Below are 23,745 nucleotides of genomic sequence, written 5' to 3' on the forward strand. Positions count from 1 at the left end.
CAAGGTGGATATGTTATGAAAAAAAATAAAACGACCCATTTCATGTCTAGCATTCTGATTCTTATTTTTGTTGGCATATTTTTACTCATAGCAGGCAGGTTTCTATACATTCAGGCTACCGCTGAAATTAATAACGTATCTCTAGATAAATGGGCAAAAGAGAAACGGACTGCATCCTACACGCTTGATGCAGAGCGGGGTAAAATTTTTGACAAAAATGGAATGACGCTAGCTTATGATCGCCCTACATTCCGTGTTCAGGCAATTGTTGAAGAATCGTATACTCAGAATTCAGAGGAGCCACTGCATGTTAAAAACCCGGAGAAAACTGCGGAAATGCTGGCTCCTTTATTAAATGCTGAACAAGGGTATTTATTGGAACGTCTTGAAAAAGGGATAAAAAAAGACCAATTTCAAGTTGAGTTCGGAAATGCTGGCAAGGAATTATCTCAGCAAACCAAAGAGAAAATAGAGAAGCTCGATCTGGCAGGTATTACATTTGAAAAAGAAGCTGTACGATTTTATCCAAATGGTATGTTTGCGTCGAATATTATAGGGTTCGCTCGTAAAGGTGAGAATGGGAACATCAGCGGAGTAACCGGGATCGAAAATGAAATGAATAAATTACTGAGTGGAGAAAAGGGACATATCTCCTACGAACGTGATAATTATAACAAGAAGCTACTAGACCCTAATGAGGTTATTAAGAAACCTGAAGATGGTGAAGATGTATATTTAACGATTGATCAAAAAGTTCAGACATTACTTGAAGACGTTATGACCCAAGTTGATAAAGAATACAAACCAGAGCGAATAACTGCTGTTGTCATGAACCCTAAAACAGGCGAGGTATTGGCTATGGGTAACCGCCCAAGTTATAATCCAAATAATCCAAAAGTAGAGAATTGGTTTAATGATGTGGTTTCTGCACCGTTTGAACCAGGATCGACCATGAAAATCTTTACATGGGCTTCCGCTATTAATGCAGGTGTGTATAACGGTGATGAGTGGTTAAAGACAGGAAGCTATCGAATTAGTGAAAATATAACTCCTGTTCATGATTGGAGTAGCAACTGGGGTTCAATAACATATGATGAAGGATTTGCACGATCATCAAACGTTGCTGCAGCAAAGTTAGTCTGGGAAAAAATCGGGACAGAAAAGTATTTGGACTATCTAAATTCATTTGATTTTGATCAGAAGACTGGAATTGATTTGCCCGGTGAGAATGCAGGTAACCTTGTTTATAACTACCCGCGCGACAAAATGGCTACGGGATTTGGTCAGGCAAGTACTGTAACTCCAATTCAACAAATGAAAGCCGCAACAGCCATTGCCAATGATGGCAAGATGCTAAAACCATATGTAATTTCAAAAATAGTAGATTCAACTACAGGACAAACAATCAAGAAAAAATCGCCCGAGGTAGTTGGTAACCCAATTTCAAAAGAAACATCAGAGCAAGTGCTGAATTTAATGGAATCTGTAGTTTCTTTAGATCATGGCACAGGGGGCCCTTACAAGCTAGAGGATTACTCAGTCGCAGGTAAAACAGGGACAGCTCAGGTGTATGAAGCGGAGGAAGGAGGTTATTTAACCGGACATGGTAACTATATTTTCTCATTTTTAGGTATGGCACCAAAAGATGATCCGAAGCTAATGATGTATGTATCGGTTGAAAAGCCAGAATTAGAGGGTAATACTCCTGGTTCAACACCTGTTTCATTTATATTTAAGAATGTCATGCAAAACAGTTTACATTACATGAATATTAATCCTGACAAAGACAGTTCCAAACCAGTTGAAGCTGTTAAAATACCAACGGTAAAAGGTAAAAGTAAAACAACAGTTAAGAAATCCTTGGAGGCAAAGGGTTTAAATGTAACTGTAATTGGATCTGGCAATACGATAACAAAAGCGAGTGCAGCAGAAGGTGACGAATTGCTTCCGAATGATCGGCTAATACTTGTCACTGATAAGCCAACAATGCCAAGTATAATAGGTTGGTCGACAAGGGATGTATTGCAGTTAGCAGACTTACTTCAATTGGATATAGAAATACTTGGCAATGGATATGTCGAAAGTCAAAGTATTAAAAAAGGTTCCACTCTTAAAAAGAATGATTATTTAGCAGTCGAATTACAGCCACCTGATACTGAAAATAAGAATAACGAAACGGACGAAGGGCAAACAGGTGAACAGACTGATGAAACAAGTGAACCGCAGTAGCTAGATCTTCCAGTACCAATTCAAGTTAGACTTCGCTACACAGAATCTAAGCTTCTCTGCTTGGTAGGAAGCTATAAAATTTAAGTGCTGTGGATAACTGGACTTCCGAATCAGCCACGTCCAGCTCCGATGTACAGGACGTACTAGTGCCGATGACGCCACAGAACGTAGCGTTTTCATCGGCCAGCGCCTAGCACCTAGTGGACTTCCCTCCCCGTGTCTATGATAAGAAATAAAGGATGTTCGACCTAAACCACCACATCCTGTGGCAACGTCGACCTACCCGCAGGCTGAGTAAAGCACAGTCCATAGGGTGCTGAACAGGCGCTTGCGCTTTTGTCCCATAAACAGTGTTCTATTCATTTTTTTTCATTCATATATTGGATACAAGCCTACCTATGAAAAGGGGATGGAGAATGAAACGTGTATCTGCCGTGACTGTAAGAAAAAGAATAGTTACTGTTTTTCTTTTTGGACTGTTATTTTTTGCAATAATTGATGTTCGTCTAGGGTATGTCCAATTTGTTATTGGTGACGAATTGATGGAACTTGCGAGTGAGTCCTGGAGCAGGGATATTACCTTTGAGCCTGAACGAGGCAATATACTGGACAGGAATGGTGACGTGCTGGCTGAGAATGTCTCAGCCCCCTCAGTTATTGTTGTTCCTCAACAGGTGAAAAATCCGCAACAAACTGCGAGCAAGATAGCAGACATATTAAATATCTCAGAGAAAAAAGCGTATGACTATGTGACCAGGAAGGCCGTATATACACGTGTACATCCTGATGGGAGAAAGATTTCAGAAGAACAGGAGAAGAAATTCCGTACGCTCAACCTGGATGGCGTCTACCTTGCTAAGGATTCAAAACGTCATTATCCGTATGGAAATTACTTATCACACGTATTAGGATTTGCTGGTATCGATAACCAAGGATTAATGGGGCTAGAAATGTACTATAATGATAAACTTGATGGTGAAGAAGGCAGTTTATCTTTCTATTCGGATGCGAAGGGAAAGAAACTGGAACAGATTGCCGATGAATATAAGGCACCTGAAGATGGGTTGAACTTAAAAACAACAATTAACTCCAAAGTGCAAACAATCATTGAACGTGAACTTGATTTGGCAGTTGCAAAATATAATCCGGATGGTGCTTTAGCAATTGCAGTTAATCCGAAAACTGGCGGAGTTCTTGGAATGTCTTCACGTCCTAATTTCAATCCGGAGAATTACCAGAAAGCAGATCCGGACATTTACAATCGTAATTTACCAATTTGGAGCACATATGAGCCTGGTTCAACATTTAAGATAATAACACTTGCTGCAGCACTTGAAGAGGGGACTGTGGATCTGGAAAAAGATCATTTTAACGATGATGGTGACATCTCTGTAAGTGGTACGGAGCTGCATTGCTGGAAAAGTGGAGGCCACGGTAAGCAAACATACCTGGAAGTTGTTCAAAATTCATGCAACCCGGGCTTTGTTAACCTGGGGATGAATTTAGGGGAAGAAAAATTGTTTAATTATATTAGGGATTTCGGCTTTGGAAAGAAAACAGGGATTGATTTGGAGGGGGAAGGAAATGGGATATTATTTAAACCCGAAAATGTAGGTCCTGTTGAACTTGCAACTACTTCATTTGGACAAGGTGTTTCGGTAACTCCCATTCAGCAAGTAATGGCAGTTGCGGCTGCTGTAAATGGAGGTAAATTATATGAACCTCATATTGCAAAAGAATGGATAGCCCCTCAAACTGATAAAGTAGTTGAAAAGATTGAGCCCAACCTGAAAGAAAAGATTATTTCAGGATCAACATCTAAAGAGATTCGCCAGGCATTGGAAAGTGTTGTAGCTAAAGGAACGGGACGTCCAGCTTATGTTGATGGGTATCGTGTTGGCGGTAAAACCGGTACTGCCCAAAAAGTTGGTCCTGGTGGAAGTTACTTAAAGAATAATTATATTCTTTCATTTATTGGTTTTGCCCCTGCTGATGATCCTGAAATTGTTGTATATGTTGCAGTAGATAATCCAAAAGACACTGTTCAGTTTGGGGGAGTGGTTACTGCCCCGATTGTAGGTACCATTATCGGAGACAGTTTACGTGCAATGGGAGTAGAACCAAGAGATGATGGACTCGATAAAGAGTACTTGTGGCCAGATCAGCCAAAAGTGGAAGTGCCAGATTTGGTAGGAATGAAAAAAGGAAAGTTAAATCAGTACATGACAAATTTATCTATTGAGACCAGTGGATCTGGAGACTATATTATCGATCAGGCACCAAGCCCGGGAACGAAAGTTGAACAAGGTGAAAAAATAAGAATTTACCTATCCGACAAAAATTCATCGTGAATACGATAAATATTTGCTATAATGAACAGGAAATAATAAATGTGAAATTTTTTAATAAGAGGGTCATTGTACCCTCTTAAAAATTGAGCTTATCTAGAATACATATGTGAGACATTACAAAAACGAGGATGTATTTAAAATGAAATTATCAGAAATTCTCTCCGTTTTACCATTTTATGAAACAACTTTAGCCACTGAAAATGTGGAAATCAGTAATATTGAAGTGGATTCCCGTAAAGTTACTGAAGGTAGTCTATTTGTATGTATTAATGGTTTTACGGTTGACGGACATGATTATGTAAATCAGGCGATTGATAATGGTGCTATTGCTATTTTAGCCGAGAAAAGTGTAGATGCAGCTGTTCCGACGATACGCGTTGCAGATTCGTCCAGAGCTGTAGCAGCGGTGGCTGAAAAATTTTATGATTTTCCTACTAAAAAGTTGCCGTTAGTAGGTGTTACAGGTACAAATGGAAAAACAACAGTTACTTATCTACTGGAATCTATTTTTAATCAATACGAGATGAAGACAGGTGTAATCGGAACAATCCAGATGAAAATAGGATCGGATTCCTTTCCGGTAACAAATACGACACCAGATGCTTTATTTTTACAGAAAACGTTCAGACAGATGACTGATGAACATGTAGATAAAGCAATTATGGAAGTGTCGTCACATGCGTTGGATTTGGGACGTGTATATGGCTGTGACTTTGACATTGCAGTATTTACCAACCTGTCACAAGATCATTTAGATTATCATAAAAGCATGGATGACTACATGCATGCAAAAAGTCTTTTGTTTGCACAATTAGGGAATAGCTATAGTAATGAACAGAAGAAATATGCAGTAATTAATCAGGATGATCCAAACAATGGTTTGCTAAAAAGAAGTACAGCTCAGCACGTTATAACATATGGTTGTGTTAATGATGCACAAGTAATGGCAGTTGATATAAATCTCGATGTTACCAAAACGTCCTTTAAAATAAATACTCCAGTAGGATCCATACAAGTTGATAGTCAGCTGGTTGGTATGTTTAATGTTTACAACATGCTTGCAGCAAGTGCAGCAGCAATTTCTGCAAACGTACCACTTCAGGTGATTAAAGATGCGCTTTTTGAAATTAAAGGTGTCAGTGGACGTTTTGAACCAGTAGATGGTGGTCAGGATTTTGCGGCAATTGTAGATTATGCACATACTCCAGATTCTTTGGAAAATGTGCTGCAAACAATAAAGGGCTTTGCGAAACAAAAAGTATATGTTGTTGTCGGCTGTGGTGGGGATCGTGATAAGACCAAACGTCCATTAATGGCAGCTATTGCGTTGAAATATGCTGATCAGGTAATCATCACTTCAGATAATCCGCGTACAGAGGATCCTAAGTCTATTTTGGATGATATGACAGAGGGACTTTCAGAAAGTCATTACAAGGTAATAGAAGATAGGTATGACGCTATTTTTCATGCAGTTAGTCTAGCGCAAGCAGATGATATTATTTTAATCGCTGGAAAAGGCCATGAAACCTATCAGGAAATTGACAATGTAAGATATGATTTTGATGATCGGGAAGTTGCAAGAGAAGCAATTCAAGTAAAGGAGAAATGATAATGTTATTTACGACAGAATGGCTTACATCCATTTTTGGTGAATACAAAGGTGTTGCAACCGACCCAATTGGAATTGGTGAGGTTGCAACAGATAGTCGTAAAAAAACGCAGAAATCATTATTTATTCCTATAATCGGCGAAAACTTTGACGGTCACGACTATATAAAACAGGCATTCGATCAAGGTGCAGTTGCGGCACTTTGGCAAAAAGAAAAACAGCTTCCTAGCTTTTTACCGAATGATTTCCCTGTGTTTTTTGTGGAAGATACATTAGAAGCATTACAGGAGCTAGCTGGATTCTACCGGGAAAAAATCAACCCTGTTGTAATTGGGATAACCGGTTCCAACGGGAAGACTACAACAAAAGATATTGTGGCTTCAGTCGTAAAAACGACATTCAATACACAGCAAACAAAAGGTAATCTGAACAATCATATTGGATTGCCATTAACTGTTCTGTCAATGTCTCCTGAGACGGAAGTACTTATTGTTGAAATGGGTATGAACCAATATGGTGAAATAGAAACACTATCGAATATAGCCAAACCGGATATTGCTATTATTACAAATATTGGCGAGTCACATATTGAGTACTTGGGATCAAGAGAAGGTATTGCCAGAGCCAAGCTTGAAATCATTAGTGGTATGAAAGAAAACGGTTTTCTTATTATCGACGGTGATGAACTTTTATTACGGGAAATGCATAAACGGGATAATGTAATAACGTGTGGATTTAATGCCGATAATGAAGTAGTAGTGGAGAAAGTAAAACTATCCCAGAACAACACACAATTTCGGCTCTCAGATGGATATGAGTACACGCTCCCTTTACTGGGGGATCATCATGCACTGAACGCGGCATTTGCTATTACAGTTGCTAATCGTCTTCAAATACCAAAGTCCAATGTTATTAGGGCATTAACGGAATTGGAACGCACATCTATGCGATTTGAACTAATTAAAGGTAAAAATGATGTCTCTGTAATAAACGATGCATACAATGCTTCGCCTACTTCCATGAAAGCATCAATAAACGTTGTGAAACAAATGGAAGGATTCAAACACAAAGTACTTGTGCTGGGGGATATTTTTGAACTTGGTAACGAATCAAGATTATTCCACCAATCAATTGCAGAAAGTATTGATGATTCAATAAGTGCTTTATTTACATTCGGTGAAGATTCAAAAGAAATTTCATCCACTGTCGATAAAACAAATTCAGATATAAATTGCAGCCATTTTACATCGAAATCAGAATTATTGAATGCCCTGGAGGATTATTTAGCAAAGGATACACTTATTTTATTTAAAGCTTCACGGGGTATGCAGTTTGAAAAGTTCGTTGAAAAATTAATAAATCCATCATAACTAGCATGGACGGTCGTTGCAAGAGGAGGAGAAGCAGTGAATATATATATATTAATGATGACAATAGCAATAGCATTCCTAATAACCGTCCTTCTATCACCATTTTTTATTCCGTTTCTGCGGCGTCTGAAGTTTGGTCAGAGTATTAGGGATGAAGGCCCGCAGTCACATATTAAAAAAACAGGAACACCTACTATGGGCGGCATAATGATCGTCATTAGTGTGACTATTACTTCGATAATTATGGTAAGTAAATTCAGCTCAGGATCAATTGGGTATGAATTGTGGCTACTTATTTTTGTATTAGTGGGCTACGGGCTTTTAGGATTTTTGGATGACTTTATTAAAGTAGCAATGAAACGAAACCTGGGATTGACGTCCAAACAAAAAATGCTTGGACAACTCATTATCGCACTTGTATTTTATTTTATTATACAATATAACGATTTTGCGACATATATCCATATACCAGGAACAGCCATTCAATGGGAACTTGGCTGGGGATATGCATTACTCATTATCTTTATGCTTGTAGGTGCGTCTAATGCTGTTAATTTGACTGATGGGCTGGATGGTTTACTGGCGGGAACAGCGGCAATTGCGTTCGGTGCATTTGGTGTATTGGCATGGTATGGGTTCCCTCAAACCGAAGTGACTATCTTTTCATTGTCCGTAGTTGGAGCCTTATTAGGATTCTTAGTATTTAATGCTCATCCAGCTAAAGTATTTATGGGTGATACTGGGTCACTGGCGTTAGGCGGGTCCATTGCAGCCATCGCCATTTTAACTAAACTTGAAATAATTCTAGTAATTATCGGTGGGGTATTCGTAATCGAAACGCTCTCGGTGATCATTCAGGTCATATCGTTTAAGACAACAGGCAAAAGAGTATTTAAAATGAGTCCACTGCACCATCATTATGAATTACTTGGCTGGTCAGAATGGCGTGTTGTAACAACATTCTGGTTAGTAGGACTTATTTTTGCAGCTCTAGGCATATATATTGAGGTGTGGATAGTTTGAAGACATTAGATAATTTTCCTTATTCTCATGTCCTTGTTTTAGGTTTGGCAAAAAGCGGAACTGCTGCTGCCAAGCTTCTATTACAAAGTGGGAAAAGTGTCCGTGTAAATGACAAAAAGGCAAGCGATAACGGTAATGCTGTGTATGAACTGAAATCGATGGGGGCAGAAGTGATTACAGGTTCCCATCCTCTTTCTGTTTTGGATGGCATTGAAATTGTTATTAAGAACCCGGGGATACCGTATGATAACCCGGTATTAGTTGAGGCAGAAAAAAGAGACATCCCAATTATTACCGAAATTGAAATTGCTGGTAATCTGGTGGAAAGTTCAATTATCGGGATAACCGGTTCTAATGGGAAAACGACAACAACGACATTAACAAAAGAAATGCTGAACAAGAGTAACCAGTCAGCTAAAATAGCTGGAAATATTGGCTATGTAGCAACTGAGGTAGCCAAAACGTTAGAAAAAGACGAAAAAATGGTATTGGAACTATCATCGTTTCAGTTAATGGGAGTAAAAACATTCAAGCCGAAAATAGCTGTATTATTGAATATCTTTGAGGCACATCTTGATTATCACAAAACGTTCGAAAATTATAAAAGAGCAAAATGCAATGTTTTCGTGAATCAGTCTGATGATGACTACTTAATTTATAATGCTGATGATCCAGTAGTAATTGAAGCAGTTGTCCAGGCGAAGTCAGTAAAGGTACCATTCTCATTGAAAAAGCAGCTTGATGATGGTGCATGGGTTGATGAAACAAGTATCTATTTCAAGCATGAAAAAATTATTGATAGAAGTAACATTGCTTTGGTTGGTGCTCACAACCTGGAAAACATTCTGGCCGCAATAAGTGCTGCTAAGTTAAGTGGTGCAAGTAATGAAGGAATAAAAGAAATTCTAACTAATTTTTCAAGTGTCAAGCATCGACTGCAATTCGTCGAAAATATAGATGGCAGGTTATTTTATAATGATTCAAAAGCGACAAATATACTTGCTTCACAGAAGGCACTTTCCTCATTTAAGCAACCGACAATCCTGTTAGCTGGCGGACTTGATCGGGGCAATGAATTTGATGATTTACTGCCATATTTGAACAATGTTAAAGGCGTAATTCTGTTTGGAGAAACAAAAGAAAAACTCAAAAAAACTGCCAGCGATGCCGGAATAGAAATTATTATAACAGCTGATGGTATGGAACAGGCTGTTAAACAAGCTTACAGTATATCTGAACGTGATGATGTCATATTATTATCTCCTGCATGTGCGAGCTGGGACCAATATCGTACTTTTGAAGAAAGAGGAGACATGTTTATACAAGCTGTGCATACATTAATGTAGGGGCTTGTTTCTATTCAATAAGATTTAATTAAAGTAAAAGCGCCCCTCCTGATTAAACTGGAAACGGGGTGTTTTTTTGTTCCGGAGAATTTTCAAAAACCAGAATGCACCAGATTATACATTACTGGCTGTTATATTATCGTTACTCTTGATTGGAATCGTTATGGTTTATAGCTCTTCGTATGTATGGGCAGACTACAAATATGCAGATTCATTTTTTTACGTAAAACGTCAACTTCTCTTTTGTGGCGTGGGTCTTGTAGCCATGTTCTTTATAATGGGAGTTCCTTATGGTACATGGAAGAAGTACAGCAAACTCATATTGCTGTCATGCTTTTTGTTATTGCTGGCAGTTTTAATTCCAGGGGTTGGTATGGAGCGTGGTGGAGCCCAAAGCTGGATTGGTATTGGCGCATTTAGTATTCAACCTTCTGAGTTTATGAAGTTAGGTTTAATCATATATTTGTCGGTATACCTGTCCGTTCAGCAGAAGTATATCACCTCTTTTAGAAAGGGTTTCTTTCCATCGCTTTTATTAGTCTTTACAGCGTTTGGATTAATCATGCTGCAACCGGATCTTGGTACAGGTGTTGTACTTGTACTTACATCCATGGTAATGATTTACACTGCTGGTGCCAGATTGTCCCATTTTTTAGGGTTAGCAGTTCTTGGAATTGCAGGTTTCTTGTTGTTGATTATATCAGCACCATACCGAATAGACCGGATAACAGCCTTTTTAAATCCATGGGAAGATCCATCTGATACAGGTTTTCAAATTATTCAATCATTATATGCCATTGGTCCTGGAGGTTTAACAGGGGTCGGGCTTGGCAATAGTTTACAGAAACATTTCTATTTACCCGAACCGCAAAATGATTTTATCTTTGCAATATTAGGTGAGGAACTAGGCTTTTTAGGTGGCACATTCGTAATTGGTCTATTTATGTTACTATTCTGGCGGGGGGTAAAGGTTGCACTTGAAGCACCGGATACATATGGAAGGTTCCTGGCACTTGGAATTGTCTCCATGCTGACAATACAGGTAATGATCAACATTAGTGTCGTTATTGGATTAATCCCAGTAACTGGAATAACATTACCATTTCTTAGCTATGGTGGATCGTCATTAACGTTAACGCTATGTTCAGTCGGTATTTTGTTAAATATTAGCAAATACTCAAAACTATAATATTTTTGGCAGTAAAAAAAGGCGTAAATACAATTTAACTGGTGAAGTGCCAACTAAGGCTCTTACTACGAGCAGAGGGTTGCTAAGAAAGCTTAAGTCGCTTTCTTAGCAACCCTTTTACGATAAGCTGCGTATTCTAGCAAAAAATACCTCAATCTAGGTAATGTTTACTACATATTTAAATCCATTATGTGATATAATTCTTGTAACATAAGAGAAACGGCATTGTATAGTGCCGTTTCGTTCTTTTCATTTTATAACTAAAATTCTCTGATAAAGGAAGAAATAGAAATGGGGAAAAAGAATGTAGTTTCGATTGAGGATCGTATCCCAATGTTGAAACAGGAACGTAAAAAGAAGGCAAATCGCCGTCTCATATTTTATCTTTCTATTTTTTTCTTTTTGATCTCCATTATTGTATACCTTCAATCACCATTAAGCCATGTGAAAACAATTGAAGTGTCAGGGAATTCATTTGCTAAAGATCAGGAAGTTATTCAGCAAAGTAAAATTTCCAATGCTTCGAATATATGGATGATCAATGAATCGAAAGTAGTACAGGCAATTAGTGAAAATCCGGTAGTTAAATCGGTAGAGGTGAATCGACAGTTACCTTGGACAATCAAAATTCAAGTTAAAGAGTACAATCATGTCGGTTATATTAAAAGAGAGAGCAGTTTTTTTCCAATTTTGGGAAATGGTAAAGTTTTAACTGAAATGAAGCAGAAATTAGCTAATGGAAATGCTCCTTTAATTCTTGGCTTTAGTGACGAGGATTATTTGAATAATATGACAGCTGAATTAAAAAAACTTCCTGTAAGCATATTGAATTTAATCTCGGAAATTCATTGGAAACCAAGTGATGATAATAAGAATAAAATCCTGCTTTACATGAATGATGGTTATATGGTTGACGGGACGATAAGGAATTTTGCAGATAAGATGGATGTATATCCATCAATCGTTGCACAGCTTAGTCCAGAGAGTAAGGGAATTATTCATATTGGTGTAGGTGCATATTTTGAATCGTTTAAAAAAGAAACTGAAGAAACTACCAATGAAGAAGAGGTTCAGAATGGAGAAGAAGGATAATCGTATGAGTGATAAATACTTTTATTGTGAAAGAAAGTCACATTTACAATATATTTAACGAAATATATATAGTGGGTTCCAAAGCTTAAGCAGAGTAAGGATGAAAAAATGGTTATCGATAAAGGGATAATTTATGGATGCGTATTTTACTGCTTAGCCCCCGTAATGATTAATCACTAAAAAATAGTAAGAAAACTTGCTAAAATAGAAGGAATTAGTAGCTTTTTTGTTGAATTAACTAATATATATTTTCTTTTTAGTTAAATTCCTTTAAAATGGTAGATTATAGTATAATAAGAAAACTTGGCTTTTCGATAAAGAGAAATCTCATGGATGCGATTTTGTTTTCATAGATCTCTTTATTCTTTAGAGTGCAAGCTTTAATGAAAAAGCCTTAGTTGCACTTATGCAGTAAAAAAGTAGATATACTTTCAAAACTGCAAATAATAGAAAATGGAATAAGAGAAATCATCTGATGATAAAAATAATGATCAGATGCTTCTGAATCAGGAGGTGCCTTTCTTTGAACAACAGCGAAGTACTAGTGAGTCTTGACATAGGTACATCAAAAATTAAAGTAATAATTGGAGAAGTATTAAACGACTCTCTTAATATCATTGGAGTTGGAACAGCAAAATCGAATGGCATGAAAAAAGGTGCAATAGTTGATATCGACCAAACAGTAACTTCCATTCGAAATGCGGTCGAACAAGCGGAACGAATGGTTGGAATGCAAATTGATAGTGTAGTAGTTGGTATTAACGGGAATCACATACAATTACAGCCATGTCATGGAGTTGTAGCAGTTCAAAGTGAAAACCGGGAGATTGGTGATGAGGATATCTCACGCGTTATCGATGGTGCTCAAGTAATATCAATTCCACCAGAACGCGAGATTATTGATGTAATTCCCAAACAGTTCGTTGTCGATGGATTAGATGAGATAACCGATCCAAGAGGAATGATTGGCGTAAGACTAGAAATGGAAGGAACAATAATAACATGTTCCAAAACAGTTTTACATAACATTTTAAAATGTGTGGAACGTGCAAATTTACAGGTTTCAGATATTTGTTTACAACCACTTTCAGCCGGAACGGTGGCTCTATCCAAAGACGAGAAAAACCTTGGCGTAACACTTATTGATGTTGGTGGAGGTTGTTCTACAGTTTCGATATTTGAAAATGAGCACCTGGTATCTACCAGTGTAGTACCACTTGGCGGCGATAACATTACGAAGGATTTATCAATTGGCTTAAGAACTTCAACGGAAGAGGCGGAGGATATTAAATTAAATTATGGGCATGCCTTTTTTGATGATGCAAAAGAAGAAGAAACGTTTGAGGCATCTATTATCGGCAGTAATAATACACAAACGCATAACCAATTACAGATTGCTGACATAATAGAAGCAAGGCTGGCGGAAATATATGCTTATGCAGAACGGGAAATCAGACGTATAGGTTACCAACAATTACCTGGTGGGTATGTGCTGACAGGTGGTACAATGAAGATGCCGGGTGTTCTGGAACTTGCTCAGGATATTTTTCAGTCAAATGTACGCATGGCCATCCCTGATTACATAGGTGTAAGAGAACCACAGTTTACTGCTGGAGTAGGAATCTTGCAATTTGCCTATCGGAATGCGAAAATACAAGGAAAAGAACTGTATCCATCTGTAGTAGTAAATCAGGATGAAACGAAGTCAAAACGTACAAAAAAATCAACAAAATCAGATGAAACAACAAAAACAAAGAAAAAAGAATCTGGAATGGCTAATTTGTTTAAATATTTTTTTGACTAAACAGTAGGCGGGGCAGAGTAATATAGTTAGTGCCTCTAGCTGTGTTTTCTCAATACTGAATATAGTTCCCTGGAACATAGTTAGCTTCTAGAACTCTTGTAATTTTGCATATTAGGAGGAACGGAAATATGTTAGAGTTTGATACGAATATGGATCAACTAGCAACAATTAAAGTTATTGGTGTCGGTGGTGGCGGAAGCAACGCTGTTAACCGTATGATTGAACATGGTGTTGAGGGTGTTGAGTTCATTGCCGTTAATACAGATGCACAAGCTTTAAATCTATCAATGGCAGAAACAAAATTACAAATAGGCGGGAAATTGACTCGTGGGCTTGGTGCAGGTGCAAATCCTGAGGTTGGTAAAAAAGCCGCTGAAGAAAATAAAGAACAGTTGGAAGAAGTATTGCAAGGTGCTGATATGATATTTGTTACAGCTGGTATGGGTGGAGGCACTGGAACTGGTGCTGCGCCTGTAATCGCACAAATCGCTAAAGAACTTGGCGCATTAACTGTCGGTGTTGTGACACGTCCTTTCACTTTTGAAGGAAAAAGAAGATCTACTCAGGCTGTAACTGGAATTGATTCTCTTAAAAGCAGTGTAGATACTTTAATTGTTATTCCGAATGATCGTTTGCTGGAGATTGTTGATAAGAATACACCGATGTTAGAAGCATTCCGTGAGGCAGATAATGTATTGCGTCAAGGTGTACAAGGTATCTCTGATCTAATAGCAAAACCAGGCTTGATTAATGTTGACTTTGCAGACGTGAAGACAATCATGTTTGATAAAGGGTCTGCGTTAATGGGGATTGGTATTGCCACTGGAGAAAATCGAGCTCCTGAAGCAGCTAAGAAAGCTATCTCTTCACCATTATTGGAAACCTCTATTGACGGGGCACATGGCATTCTTATGAATATAACAGGTGGCTCTAATTTAAGCTTGTATGAAGTACAGGAAGCTGCGGATTTGGTGACTTCAGCTGCAGATGACGAAGTAAATGTTATCTTTGGTTCCGTTATAAATGAGAATTTGAAAGATGAGATAATCGTAACAGTAATTGCTACTGGTTTCGATGAAAGCCAAAAAGCAGGTAAACAGCCTAAAGAACGTCCGGTTATTAATCATAATCAGCATGCTGCATCTAAGGCTAATGATGAAATGCCTAGAGAAAGAGAAAGAGGACAAAATCAGCAAAGTCGTCCTACTACACAGGATGACGAACTGGATATTCCTACGTTCTTAAGAAATCGTAATCGCAACAGATAAATAATAATAGTAACTTTTCAGTAAGAGACTGGAACAAAGTGTTTTAGTCAAAGAAAAATCCGAACTATGGTTCAAAATTCTTGAAATAGAATTTGAATTAGTTCGGATTTTTTTGTTGCTGATTAGAAATAAACTGCGAAACAATAGCTGAGTGTTAGAAATCGCTTCGGAAATACATTACGCACATCTTATAAATAACAGATAAAGTGTGAGGGATAAAGCAAGGATTTTGAAACCATTTAAACTAGCAGTTGGAATATGCAAGACTCCTGTGGGACAGCGAACCTAAGAGACCCCACAGGGAGCGTTCTTTGCGAGCGAGGCAGACTAAGCACGCCACGTCCTGTGGCAACGTCTGCACTAGCACGTCCTATGCGTCGGTGGCTCGTGGTGAGTCCACGGAAAGCAAGTGTATTCCAACTGCGTGGTCAGAGAGCCACACTACATACTAAGATTTGTTACTCATAGTCTGTGACACACTTTACATCAACAACATATTATATCCAGCCATTGAAAATGAACGATCTAAATTTCCTATCCTGTTATTATTCGGATTCAAGGTGGAAAATTGTAGCTATGTCGCAGCCCTTTTTTAATGCCTCTTATTTAAGCCGACAAAGTCTCCGATAAGTAGTTAAAATTAGCACATTTTTGCATACAAGAAGTGACAGACTTCGCTAGCTAAACAAACTATACTTCTAAATAAGGTATTCCAGTAAGGTGAAAGGAAGAAGGACGTGACCATTTATCTTGATGCTGTCTGGTTGTTAAATTTCTTCTTGGACTTGATGCTTTTAATGCTAACTCAAGCTCTGGCAAAAGACAGCACACAAAAGGTTCGGATTTTGTTGGGTGCGTTTATCGCTTCGTTATTAGTTCCGTTATCTATTTTTTATCCGAATTCGTTTTTTACTAGTGTAATAGGAAAGCTTATTTATTCGATAATTATAATATTATGCGCTTTTCAGTTTCGGTCGATCTATCGAATGATAAAGTTGCTTCTTCTGTTTTACTTTACGACATTTGCCATAGGGGGTGGATTAATAGGAATTCATTTTTTGCTTCAAGATCCGATTGGTTTATCTGCCAATGGTATTCTAACTTTCAATAGTGGCTACGGAGATCCGATTAGCTGGTTATTTATCGTTATAGGATTCCCATTAGTTTGGATATTCACTAAGGCTCGTATGGACAAGCATGCAGTCGAAAAAATTCGATATGATCAACTCTGTCCGGTAACTATCCAAATTGAAAATAAAAGTAATTCAACTACAGGGTATATAGATAGTGGGAATCAGCTTGTAGACCCATTATCAAAGAAACCTGTCATTATATGTGATGAGTATTTCTTAAAAAAATGGTTCAGTTCAGATGAATGGGAAATGTTGAAGGTCGCTCATGATGAGTTAGATTTTGAGAAGCTGCCGAAAGATTGGGAAAAACGGATTAATATTATTCCATTTCAAGGTGTTGAAGGTAACCGAACCTTTATGATGGCTATAAAGCCGGACAATGTCGTGATTTTTTATAATGACCAGAAGATTGTTACCCGTAAAATTTTGATAGGAATTCAATTTGCTGATCTGACAAAAGACCAATCTTATCATTGTTTATTACATCCTCAGATTGTAAAAATGGCAACTGTTAATTCTGCGTAAAACTATTCTGTGAAGGTGGCTATTTCCGCCAATTATAGTGAAATAAATGCTAAAAAGGAGCGTCTTAATTTGAAATTTTGGAAACTGCGAATGCGTTTATGGTGGTATAAATTATTATTTAAGCTTGGATATAAAACTGACGAAATCTATTATATTGGCGGAAGTGAAGCATTACCGCCACCACTATCAAAAGATGAAGAACGAGAATTACTTGAATTACTTCCAAAGGGTGATAAATCTGCCAGGGCAGTACTGATCGAACGAAATCTGCGTTTGGTTGTCTATATCGCACGTAAATTTGAAAATACTGGTATAAATATTGAAGACTTGATAAGTATAGGAACAATTGGCTTAATAAAAGCTGTCAATACATTTAATCCAGAGAAGAAAATTAAGTTAGCAACATATGCATCCAGGTGTATTGAAAATGAGATACTAATGTACCTGAGAAGAAATAATAAATTAAAATCTGAAATTTCGTTTGATGAACCACTTAACATAGACTGGGATGGTAATGAATTACGGTTATCAGATATCTTGGGTACAGATGAAGATATAATTACTCGAGACATAGAAACAAATGTGGATAAATCTTTATTAAAAAATGCCCTGTCACAATTGAACGCGCGTGAGAAACAAATTATGGAGCTTCGCTTTGGTTTAATAGGGCAAGAAGAAAAAACTCAGAAAGATGTCGCTGATATGTTAGGCATTTCTCAGTCATATATTTCCCGATTAGAGAAAAAAATTATTAGGCGTTTACAAAAAGAATTTAATAAAATGGTCTGACATACTGCGACAGGAAATTAAGTGTTTTTAGACCGTTTTTGAACATGAGATCTTTGCATAAAAAATCCTCTACGGGGAGATACTGTCCATGAACAGCATCTCCAACCGGGAGGGTAGAACAGAATGACTAGACATAAAGTTGAGATTTGTGGTGTTGATACATCTAAGTTACCTGTACTAAAGAATGATGAAATGCGCAAGTTGTTCGCAAAAATGCAAGAAGGTGACATATCAGCGAGAGAGGAACTGGTTAATGGAAATTTACGACTCGTTTTAAGTGTGATTCAACGATTTAATAATCGCGGTGAGTACGTTGATGATTTGTTTCAAGTAGGTTGTATTGGACTAATGAAATCAATTGATAATTTTGATTTAGGACATAATGTTAGATTTTCCACGTATGCTGTTCCGATGATTATTGGTGAGATCAGACGGTATTTGCGTGATAATAACCCGATTAGAGTTTCTAGGTCCTTGCGGGATATTGCCTATAAAGCATTACAAGTGAGAGAGAAGTTAATTAGTAAGTCTTCAAAAGAACCCACACCAATGGAAATTGCCGAAGAAATGGGTATTCCTCATTCAGATATTGTGTTTGCAATGGATGCCATACAGGACCCGGTTTCATTGTTTGAACCAATATACAATGATGGCGGTGATCCTATTTATGTAATGGATCAAATAAGCGATGATTCGGATAAGGACTCAACATGGGTTGATAAGTTATCGTTAAAAGAAGGAATGTATCGATTAAATGAACGAGAGAAGATGATCTTGAATAAACGTTTTTTCCAAGGTAAAACACAAATGGAAGTAGCAGATGAAATTGGCATATCACAGGCACAAGTATCACGCCTGGAGAAAGCAGCCATTTCCCAAATGAACAAACAAATGTTTGAATAGTAAAAGCGGAGTGGTCAACGACGTCATGGATAAGCAAAAAGTCCGTATAGCACTGGTCTTTTTGCTCAAGTGACTATTGCTTAGGTCACAAGTCGTTAGGTTAGCCAACGAAAAGCGGAGACATCTTCAAAGGCTAAGTACGCCTTCGCCAAGGGCAATGTCAGTACCTAGCACGGACTGTTCCCTGTTACAAGCTATTTCCATATATACAATCGATGGCTGGAACAAAAGTGATTTAGTTAAAGAAAAATCCGAACTATGATTCGAAATTCTTGAGAAAGGATTCGAGGTAGTTCGGATTTATTTTTGTTATTGATTAGATATAAACTTCGAATTAGTGAAGATTTTCTTTTGTTCTAATGATGGCTGAGTGCTTACATTCGTTTCGGCAGAATACTTCGCTTTCCATGGGCACGACCTCAGCCTCCTTGCCCCGGCAAGGGGTATGCCGACGTTGTCCGCAAAGAACGGTTTTAGTCGGTCTTCACTTAGATGCTACATCCGGGGTCTTTGGAACGTGCTGTTCCCATAGGAGTCTACGTATTCTGCCTCCACTGGAAGAGGCTTCTTGATTAGAAGTTGAATTGTTCCCTATGGCTAAGAAAATCAAGGTAAACAGTCCCAGCGTAGTGTAATTCCGAAGCGGTGTCATAGCACTCAGCATGTTAGTTCGCAGTTTATATCAAATACGTAACATATCCAACTATTGAAAAAGAACGTTCTAAACATCATATCCTGTTATTATTCGTCTTGAATGTAGAAAGTTTTAGTGATGTCCCAGCTTCTTTTATTGTGAGAAAAAGTATTTTTTCATACCACTTTTTATTAACGAGATTCGATTGTATTAAAAATAAGGAATAAAATTAATTTTACTCTATATTCAAGTTTTTTTTGCTGTTTCTTTGCATATATATCATTATTAAGGCAGGTGAGTCATGATGATAAAATTAACCGATCTTCAAATTAAAGAGGTTATCGTCATTAATGATGGCAGAAGGCTTGGGCATATTTCAGATTTAGAAATAAACGGAGATAATGGTAGAATTACAGCACTAATAATTATTGTGAAGGATAAGAAAGCAGGTTTATTTGGGAAGCCTGGAGAATTGGTAATACCATGGTACAATATTGAAACGATTGGCTCAGATGTTATCCTAATAAGGGATGTGAATACGCCATCTCTCTATCCGGAACAAAAACTTATCGAATAATGGAGAAATTATGATAAGATGGTGCTAACTTACTATACCAAGGAGGTACTAATATGGCTGATACCTTCCAGCATAATGAAGAAGCCTATTTGCAGATTGATAAATGGCAGAAATTAAATAAAAATTTAAAAGTTGGTTTTACGACTCGTAATGGCGGGCAAAGCCAATTACCGTTTAATACGTTAAACCTTGGTTTGCATGTGGCTGATATTCAGGAAGATGTTTTAGCGAATAGACAGACTTTAGCTAATGATATAAATATACCTTTAGAGTCATGGGTTTCCGGGGAACAAACACATCACACAAATGTACACATTATTAAGGAAGAGGATAAAGGGAAGGGTGCAGAATCCTACCAGTCTTCATTAAATGACATTGATGGCCTGATAACAAATCGTGCTGGTATATTGTGCACCGCGTTTTATGCTGATTGTGTTCCATTGTATTTTTTCGATCCGGAAACGAGTTATATAGGTATAGCACATGCTGGGTGGAAAGGAACAGTCCACGGAATTAGTGAAAAAATGGTTGATACATTTAAGTCACTTGGAGTAAACACAGATACTCTCCTAGTTGCAGTAGGACCGTGTATATCTCAAAATGTATACGAGGTCGATGAAAAAGTTATTGGACAAATTCCGGAAAAGTACAAAAGAAAAACGGTCATTCCAAAAGAAAATAATCACTATTTATTGGATTTAAAGCAATTAAATGTCGAAATCCTTTTACAACAGGGGGTTGTTCGTCATAATATAGAGGTTACAGAATATTGCACATTCAGCGATCAAGAATTATTTTTCTCACATCGACGTGATCATGGTAAAACAGGCAGAATGCTAGGGTATATTGGCTATACAACATGATTATACTTGGGAGGAGCAATGGTAATAATGGAAGTAGTAACGAATCTGAATGAAATAAACAGCAATATAAGACAAGCATGCGAGAAAAGTAATCGTAATCCCAGCGAAATAACCATTATTGGCGTAACGAAATATGTTACAATAGAGCGAACAGAGGAAACGATTAATGCTGGAATTAAAAATCTTGGCGAAAATCGGCTTGAAGGTTTCCTGGAAAAATATCATTACATACAGGATCAGGCCTCATGGCACTTTATTGGTACATTACAAACAAGAAAAGTAAAAGAAATAATTGACAAAGTGGACGTGATTCATTCGTTAGATCGCAAGTCGCTTGCGAAAGAAATTAACAAACGGACAACAACCCCAATGGATTGTTTTGTTCAGGTAAATGTTAGTGGCGAGGAATCAAAACATGGTCTTAGTCCTGAGAATGTTCTTCCTTTCATTTCATCGTTGGAAGCCTTTGAAAATATTAGAATAATAGGCCTAATGACGATGGCACCGCATGGAGAAAACCAAGAATATTTACGGGACATATTTAGAAAACTTGCTTCATTGAGAGATGAAGTCAGAAATGAGCAACTTGTTCATGCTCCTTGTAACTATTTATCGATGGGGATGAGCAATGATTATCAACTTGCCATTGAAGAGGGAGCAACACATATCCGAATTGGTTCAAAATTAGTTGGATCATTAAAATAGCGGGGTGAGAAGATGAGTATGATGAATAAAATAAAAACTTTTTTTACGATGGATGATGAGTATGAATATTACGAGGAACAAGAAGAGGATGTACCAGACACAACCAGTAATCAAAAACGAAAAAATCAGAATGTAGTTAACCTGGCTACCATGCAGCAACCTTCATCCAAAGTAGTACTGTCTGAGCCGCGAAACTATAATGAGGCGCAGGAAATAGCTGACAATGTTGTCAACAGACGGGCAGTAGTTATTAATTTGCAGCGTGTGGATCATGAGCAGGCAAAACGCATTGTTGACTTTTTAAGTGGAACGGTGTATGCCGTTAGTGGTGACATTCAGAAATTGGGTGCACAAACATTTTTATGTACCCCTGAGAATGTTGATGTATCGGGAACAATTACAGAATCATTTGAAGAGAATGACGAATTTGAAAAAGGATGGTAGGCGTTAATGCAATCACTTCATACGGTATTATATTATGCACTTGAAATTTATAGTTTTGCTTTAATTATTTATATTTTTATGTCATGGTTTCCGGGAGCACGGGAATCTGCATTCGGCAGTTTTCTGACAAAGATTTGTGAACCGTATCTGGAACCATTTCGGAAGATTATTCCACCACTTGGAATGATTGACTTATCACCAATTGTTGGGATTTTCGTGTTGTTCTTTGCACGTGCCTATGGGTTACCTGTATTATTCAATATGCTGACGGGCTGGTTTTAAGGCAGATAAACGTGGATATTTACCAGCATTTCAGAAAAGAAGAACACCCATTTATTGATAATGTGTTGTCCTGGATAGATCAAGTTGAGAAAACATTTCAGCACAAGGTAACCGATTTTCTTGATCCGCGCGAACAACAGATTGTTGCTATGCTAATAGGGACGAGCCATGAAGAACTTAAGCTTTATCAGAATGGCGGGAGTGAATTTGCAGAGAGAAAACGTGCAATTATTGCTCCCCTATATGAAGAAGTAACCGATGAGTCATATCAGCTCACGCTAATGCAAGCTTCTTATCATGAAAAATTTGTAACAATAACCCACGGAGATGTCATGGGGGCATTTTTATCTTTAGGCATTAAGCGAAAAAAACTCGGCGATATACTCGTTGAGAATGGAACAATTCAAATTGTATTGGCAGATGAGATAGCTGCATATGTATTTGCAAATCTTACAGCAATTAAAAAAGCAACTATCAAACTTTCAGAGGAACCATTGTCGTCAATTATAAAAAAGAAAGCAGAGTGGATTGAATCAGATCAGACCGTTTCATCATTACGATTAGATGCAGTTTTAAAAGCAATTTACAATATTTCCAGAAAAGATGCATCTGAATATATTGCAAAACGGTATGTGAAAGTTAATTTCAGAGTTGTTGATGATGGAAAGTTTTTGCTAACTGAAGGAGACATGCTTTCATTGAGAGGTAAAGGTAGAAGTAAGCTAATTAGCATTAATGGGATTACTAAAAAAGATAGACACAGAATTACTACTGCTATTTTAAAATAATTTCGGATTATTTAAAGGATAATTGTAGTTTATGTCGAATAAAGACGTAATATAGGAATTTATTTTATTACTAATAATTGGGTTAAAAATTTTAAGGAGGTGGCCTTTGTGTCATTAACACCATTAGATATTCACAATAAAGAGTTTACAAGAAGTTTTCGTGGATATGATGAAGATGAGGTCAATGAATTTCTGGATCAGGTAATAAAAGACTATGAGATGGCAATTCGTGAAAAAAAAGAATTAACAGAGAAAGTCGAACAGTTGAATGAAAAACTGGGTCATTTTACCAACATTGAGACAACTTTAAATAAATCCATTTTGATTGCTCAGGAAACAGCAGAAGAAGTTAAAGGGAATGCAACGAAGGAATCAAAGTTAATCATTAAAGAAGCTGAGAAAAATGCTGACCGAATTATTAATGAAGCGTTAAATAAATCCCGCCGTATTTCAATGGATGTTGAGGAGTTGAAAAAGCAAGCAAAAGTATTCCGGACACGTTTAAAGATGCTTGTTGAAGCTCAATTAGAGATGATTGGTACCGATGACTGGGAAGAATTGTTTGATGCAGAATTTAGCGGAGAGCTTGAAGCGGCTGCTGATAACGAATCATAAGCCTTGACGTTTTATGGAATTTTACATATAATTCATTATACACAAATGTTATATGCAAATGAAAACTACGATGATAGAGACAGTATGAATGTAATTTGCTGTTAAGCGAGTCGGGAAATGGTGCAAGCCTGATACAGTAATACTTCAGAAAATCACTCTTGAGTATCCATTTTGAATGAATACAGTAGAAATGGGCGTCAGTTCAC

The 23,745-nt window shown here is 37.4% G+C and carries 20 protein-coding genes and 1 other annotated feature (1 of these 21 cut by a window edge); all 20 genes read left to right on the forward strand.

The features are described from left to right. Positions 1 to 15 precede the first annotated feature (15 nt). The 20 genes from ACTWQM_RS07395 (at position 16) to ACTWQM_RS07490 (ending at position 23,539) form a co-directional block, all read left to right on the forward strand. Positions 16 to 2,229: a penicillin-binding protein gene (locus ACTWQM_RS07395; RefSeq protein WP_443257544.1), complete on the forward strand. Its 2,214-nt coding sequence runs from the start codon at positions 16 to 18 to the stop codon at positions 2,227 to 2,229. 416 nt (positions 2,230 to 2,645) lie between these two features. Continuing rightward, positions 2,646 to 4,580 (forward strand): stage V sporulation protein D, encoded by a 1,935-nt coding sequence (locus tag ACTWQM_RS07400; RefSeq protein WP_443257545.1) that lies wholly within the window; start codon positions 2,646 to 2,648, stop codon positions 4,578 to 4,580. Positions 4,581 to 4,719: 139 nt separating this feature from the next. Further along, positions 4,720 to 6,189 carry a UDP-N-acetylmuramoyl-L-alanyl-D-glutamate--2,6-diaminopimelate ligase gene (locus ACTWQM_RS07405; RefSeq protein WP_443257546.1) on the forward strand — a complete coding sequence of 490 codons (1,470 nt, stop codon included), beginning with the start codon at positions 4,720 to 4,722 and terminating at the stop codon, positions 6,187 to 6,189. Positions 6,190 to 6,191: 2 nt separating this feature from the next. Continuing rightward, positions 6,192 to 7,559, forward strand: coding sequence for a UDP-N-acetylmuramoyl-tripeptide--D-alanyl-D-alanine ligase (locus tag ACTWQM_RS07410; RefSeq protein ID WP_443257547.1), 1,368 nt, complete (start codon positions 6,192 to 6,194; stop codon positions 7,557 to 7,559). Positions 7,560 to 7,613: 54 nt separating this feature from the next. Next, positions 7,614 to 8,582 (forward strand): phospho-N-acetylmuramoyl-pentapeptide-transferase, encoded by a 969-nt coding sequence (gene mraY, locus ACTWQM_RS07415; RefSeq protein ID WP_443257797.1) that lies wholly within the window; start codon positions 7,614 to 7,616, stop codon positions 8,580 to 8,582. Beyond that, positions 8,579 to 9,928: a UDP-N-acetylmuramoyl-L-alanine--D-glutamate ligase gene (murD, locus tag ACTWQM_RS07420; RefSeq protein ID WP_443257548.1), complete on the forward strand. Its 1,350-nt coding sequence runs from the start codon at positions 8,579 to 8,581 to the stop codon at positions 9,926 to 9,928. Before mraY ends, murD begins: the two co-directional genes overlap by 4 nt. 88 nt (positions 9,929 to 10,016) lie before the next feature. Continuing rightward, positions 10,017 to 11,117 (forward strand): stage V sporulation protein E, encoded by a 1,101-nt coding sequence (gene spoVE / locus ACTWQM_RS07425; RefSeq protein ID WP_443257798.1) that lies wholly within the window; start codon positions 10,017 to 10,019, stop codon positions 11,115 to 11,117. A 291-nt stretch (positions 11,118 to 11,408) separates the two neighbouring features. Continuing rightward, entirely contained in the window at positions 11,409 to 12,209 is an 801-nt protein-coding gene (locus tag ACTWQM_RS07430; RefSeq protein WP_443257549.1) for a cell division protein FtsQ/DivIB, read from the forward strand. A gap of 523 nt (positions 12,210 to 12,732) precedes the next feature. Further along, positions 12,733 to 14,013 carry a cell division protein FtsA gene (gene ftsA, locus ACTWQM_RS07435; RefSeq protein ID WP_443257550.1) on the forward strand — a complete coding sequence of 427 codons (1,281 nt, stop codon included), beginning with the start codon at positions 12,733 to 12,735 and terminating at the stop codon, positions 14,011 to 14,013. Positions 14,014 to 14,141: 128 nt separating this feature from the next. Then, a complete protein-coding gene (ftsZ, locus tag ACTWQM_RS07440) occupies positions 14,142 to 15,281 on the forward strand; it encodes a cell division protein FtsZ (RefSeq protein ID WP_443257551.1) in 1,140 nt (379 codons plus the stop codon). 737 nt (positions 15,282 to 16,018) lie between these two features. Beyond that, positions 16,019 to 16,939 (forward strand): sigma-E processing peptidase SpoIIGA, encoded by a 921-nt coding sequence (gene spoIIGA / locus ACTWQM_RS07445; protein ID WP_443257552.1) that lies wholly within the window; start codon positions 16,019 to 16,021, stop codon positions 16,937 to 16,939. Positions 16,940 to 17,008: 69 nt separating this feature from the next. Continuing rightward, entirely contained in the window at positions 17,009 to 17,728 is a 720-nt protein-coding gene (sigE, locus tag ACTWQM_RS07450) for an RNA polymerase sporulation sigma factor SigE (RefSeq protein WP_443257553.1), read from the forward strand. Positions 17,729 to 17,851: 123 nt separating this feature from the next. Next, entirely contained in the window at positions 17,852 to 18,631 is a 780-nt protein-coding gene (gene sigG, locus ACTWQM_RS07455; protein WP_443257554.1) for an RNA polymerase sporulation sigma factor SigG, read from the forward strand. A 935-nt stretch (positions 18,632 to 19,566) separates the two neighbouring features. Next, positions 19,567 to 19,842, forward strand: coding sequence for a YlmC/YmxH family sporulation protein (locus ACTWQM_RS07460; protein WP_443257555.1), 276 nt, complete (start codon positions 19,567 to 19,569; stop codon positions 19,840 to 19,842). 53 nt (positions 19,843 to 19,895) lie between these two features. Beyond that, positions 19,896 to 20,705, forward strand: coding sequence for a peptidoglycan editing factor PgeF (gene pgeF, locus ACTWQM_RS07465; protein ID WP_443257556.1), 810 nt, complete (start codon positions 19,896 to 19,898; stop codon positions 20,703 to 20,705). Positions 20,706 to 20,732: 27 nt separating this feature from the next. Further along, complete coding sequence (locus ACTWQM_RS07470) at positions 20,733 to 21,410, forward strand: YggS family pyridoxal phosphate-dependent enzyme (protein WP_443257799.1); 678 nt, start codon at positions 20,733 to 20,735, stop codon at positions 21,408 to 21,410. A 12-nt stretch (positions 21,411 to 21,422) separates the two neighbouring features. Then, a complete protein-coding gene (locus tag ACTWQM_RS07475) occupies positions 21,423 to 21,854 on the forward strand; it encodes a cell division protein SepF (protein WP_443257557.1) in 432 nt (143 codons plus the stop codon). Positions 21,855 to 21,860: 6 nt separating this feature from the next. Then, positions 21,861 to 22,136 carry a YggT family protein gene (locus ACTWQM_RS07480; RefSeq protein ID WP_443257558.1) on the forward strand — a complete coding sequence of 92 codons (276 nt, stop codon included), beginning with the start codon at positions 21,861 to 21,863 and terminating at the stop codon, positions 22,134 to 22,136. A gap of 11 nt (positions 22,137 to 22,147) precedes the next feature. Continuing rightward, the gene (locus tag ACTWQM_RS07485) at positions 22,148 to 22,924 is read left to right on the forward strand and encodes a YlmH family RNA-binding protein (RefSeq protein ID WP_443257559.1); all 777 of its coding nucleotides are present in this window, start codon (positions 22,148 to 22,150) and stop codon (positions 22,922 to 22,924) included. Between the two features lie 108 nt (positions 22,925 to 23,032). Further along, on the forward strand, positions 23,033 to 23,539 hold the full coding sequence (locus tag ACTWQM_RS07490; protein WP_443257560.1) for a DivIVA domain-containing protein: 507 nt from the start codon (positions 23,033 to 23,035) through the stop codon (positions 23,537 to 23,539). A 61-nt stretch (positions 23,540 to 23,600) separates the two neighbouring features. Then, positions 23,601 to 23,745: a binding site (T-box leader), on the forward strand; it runs 79 nt beyond the window's last position.

Origin of the sequence: Virgibacillus sp. L01 (assembly GCF_052246775.1) — a bacterium.
Lineage (GTDB): Bacteria > Bacillota > Bacilli > Bacillales > Amphibacillaceae > Lentibacillus.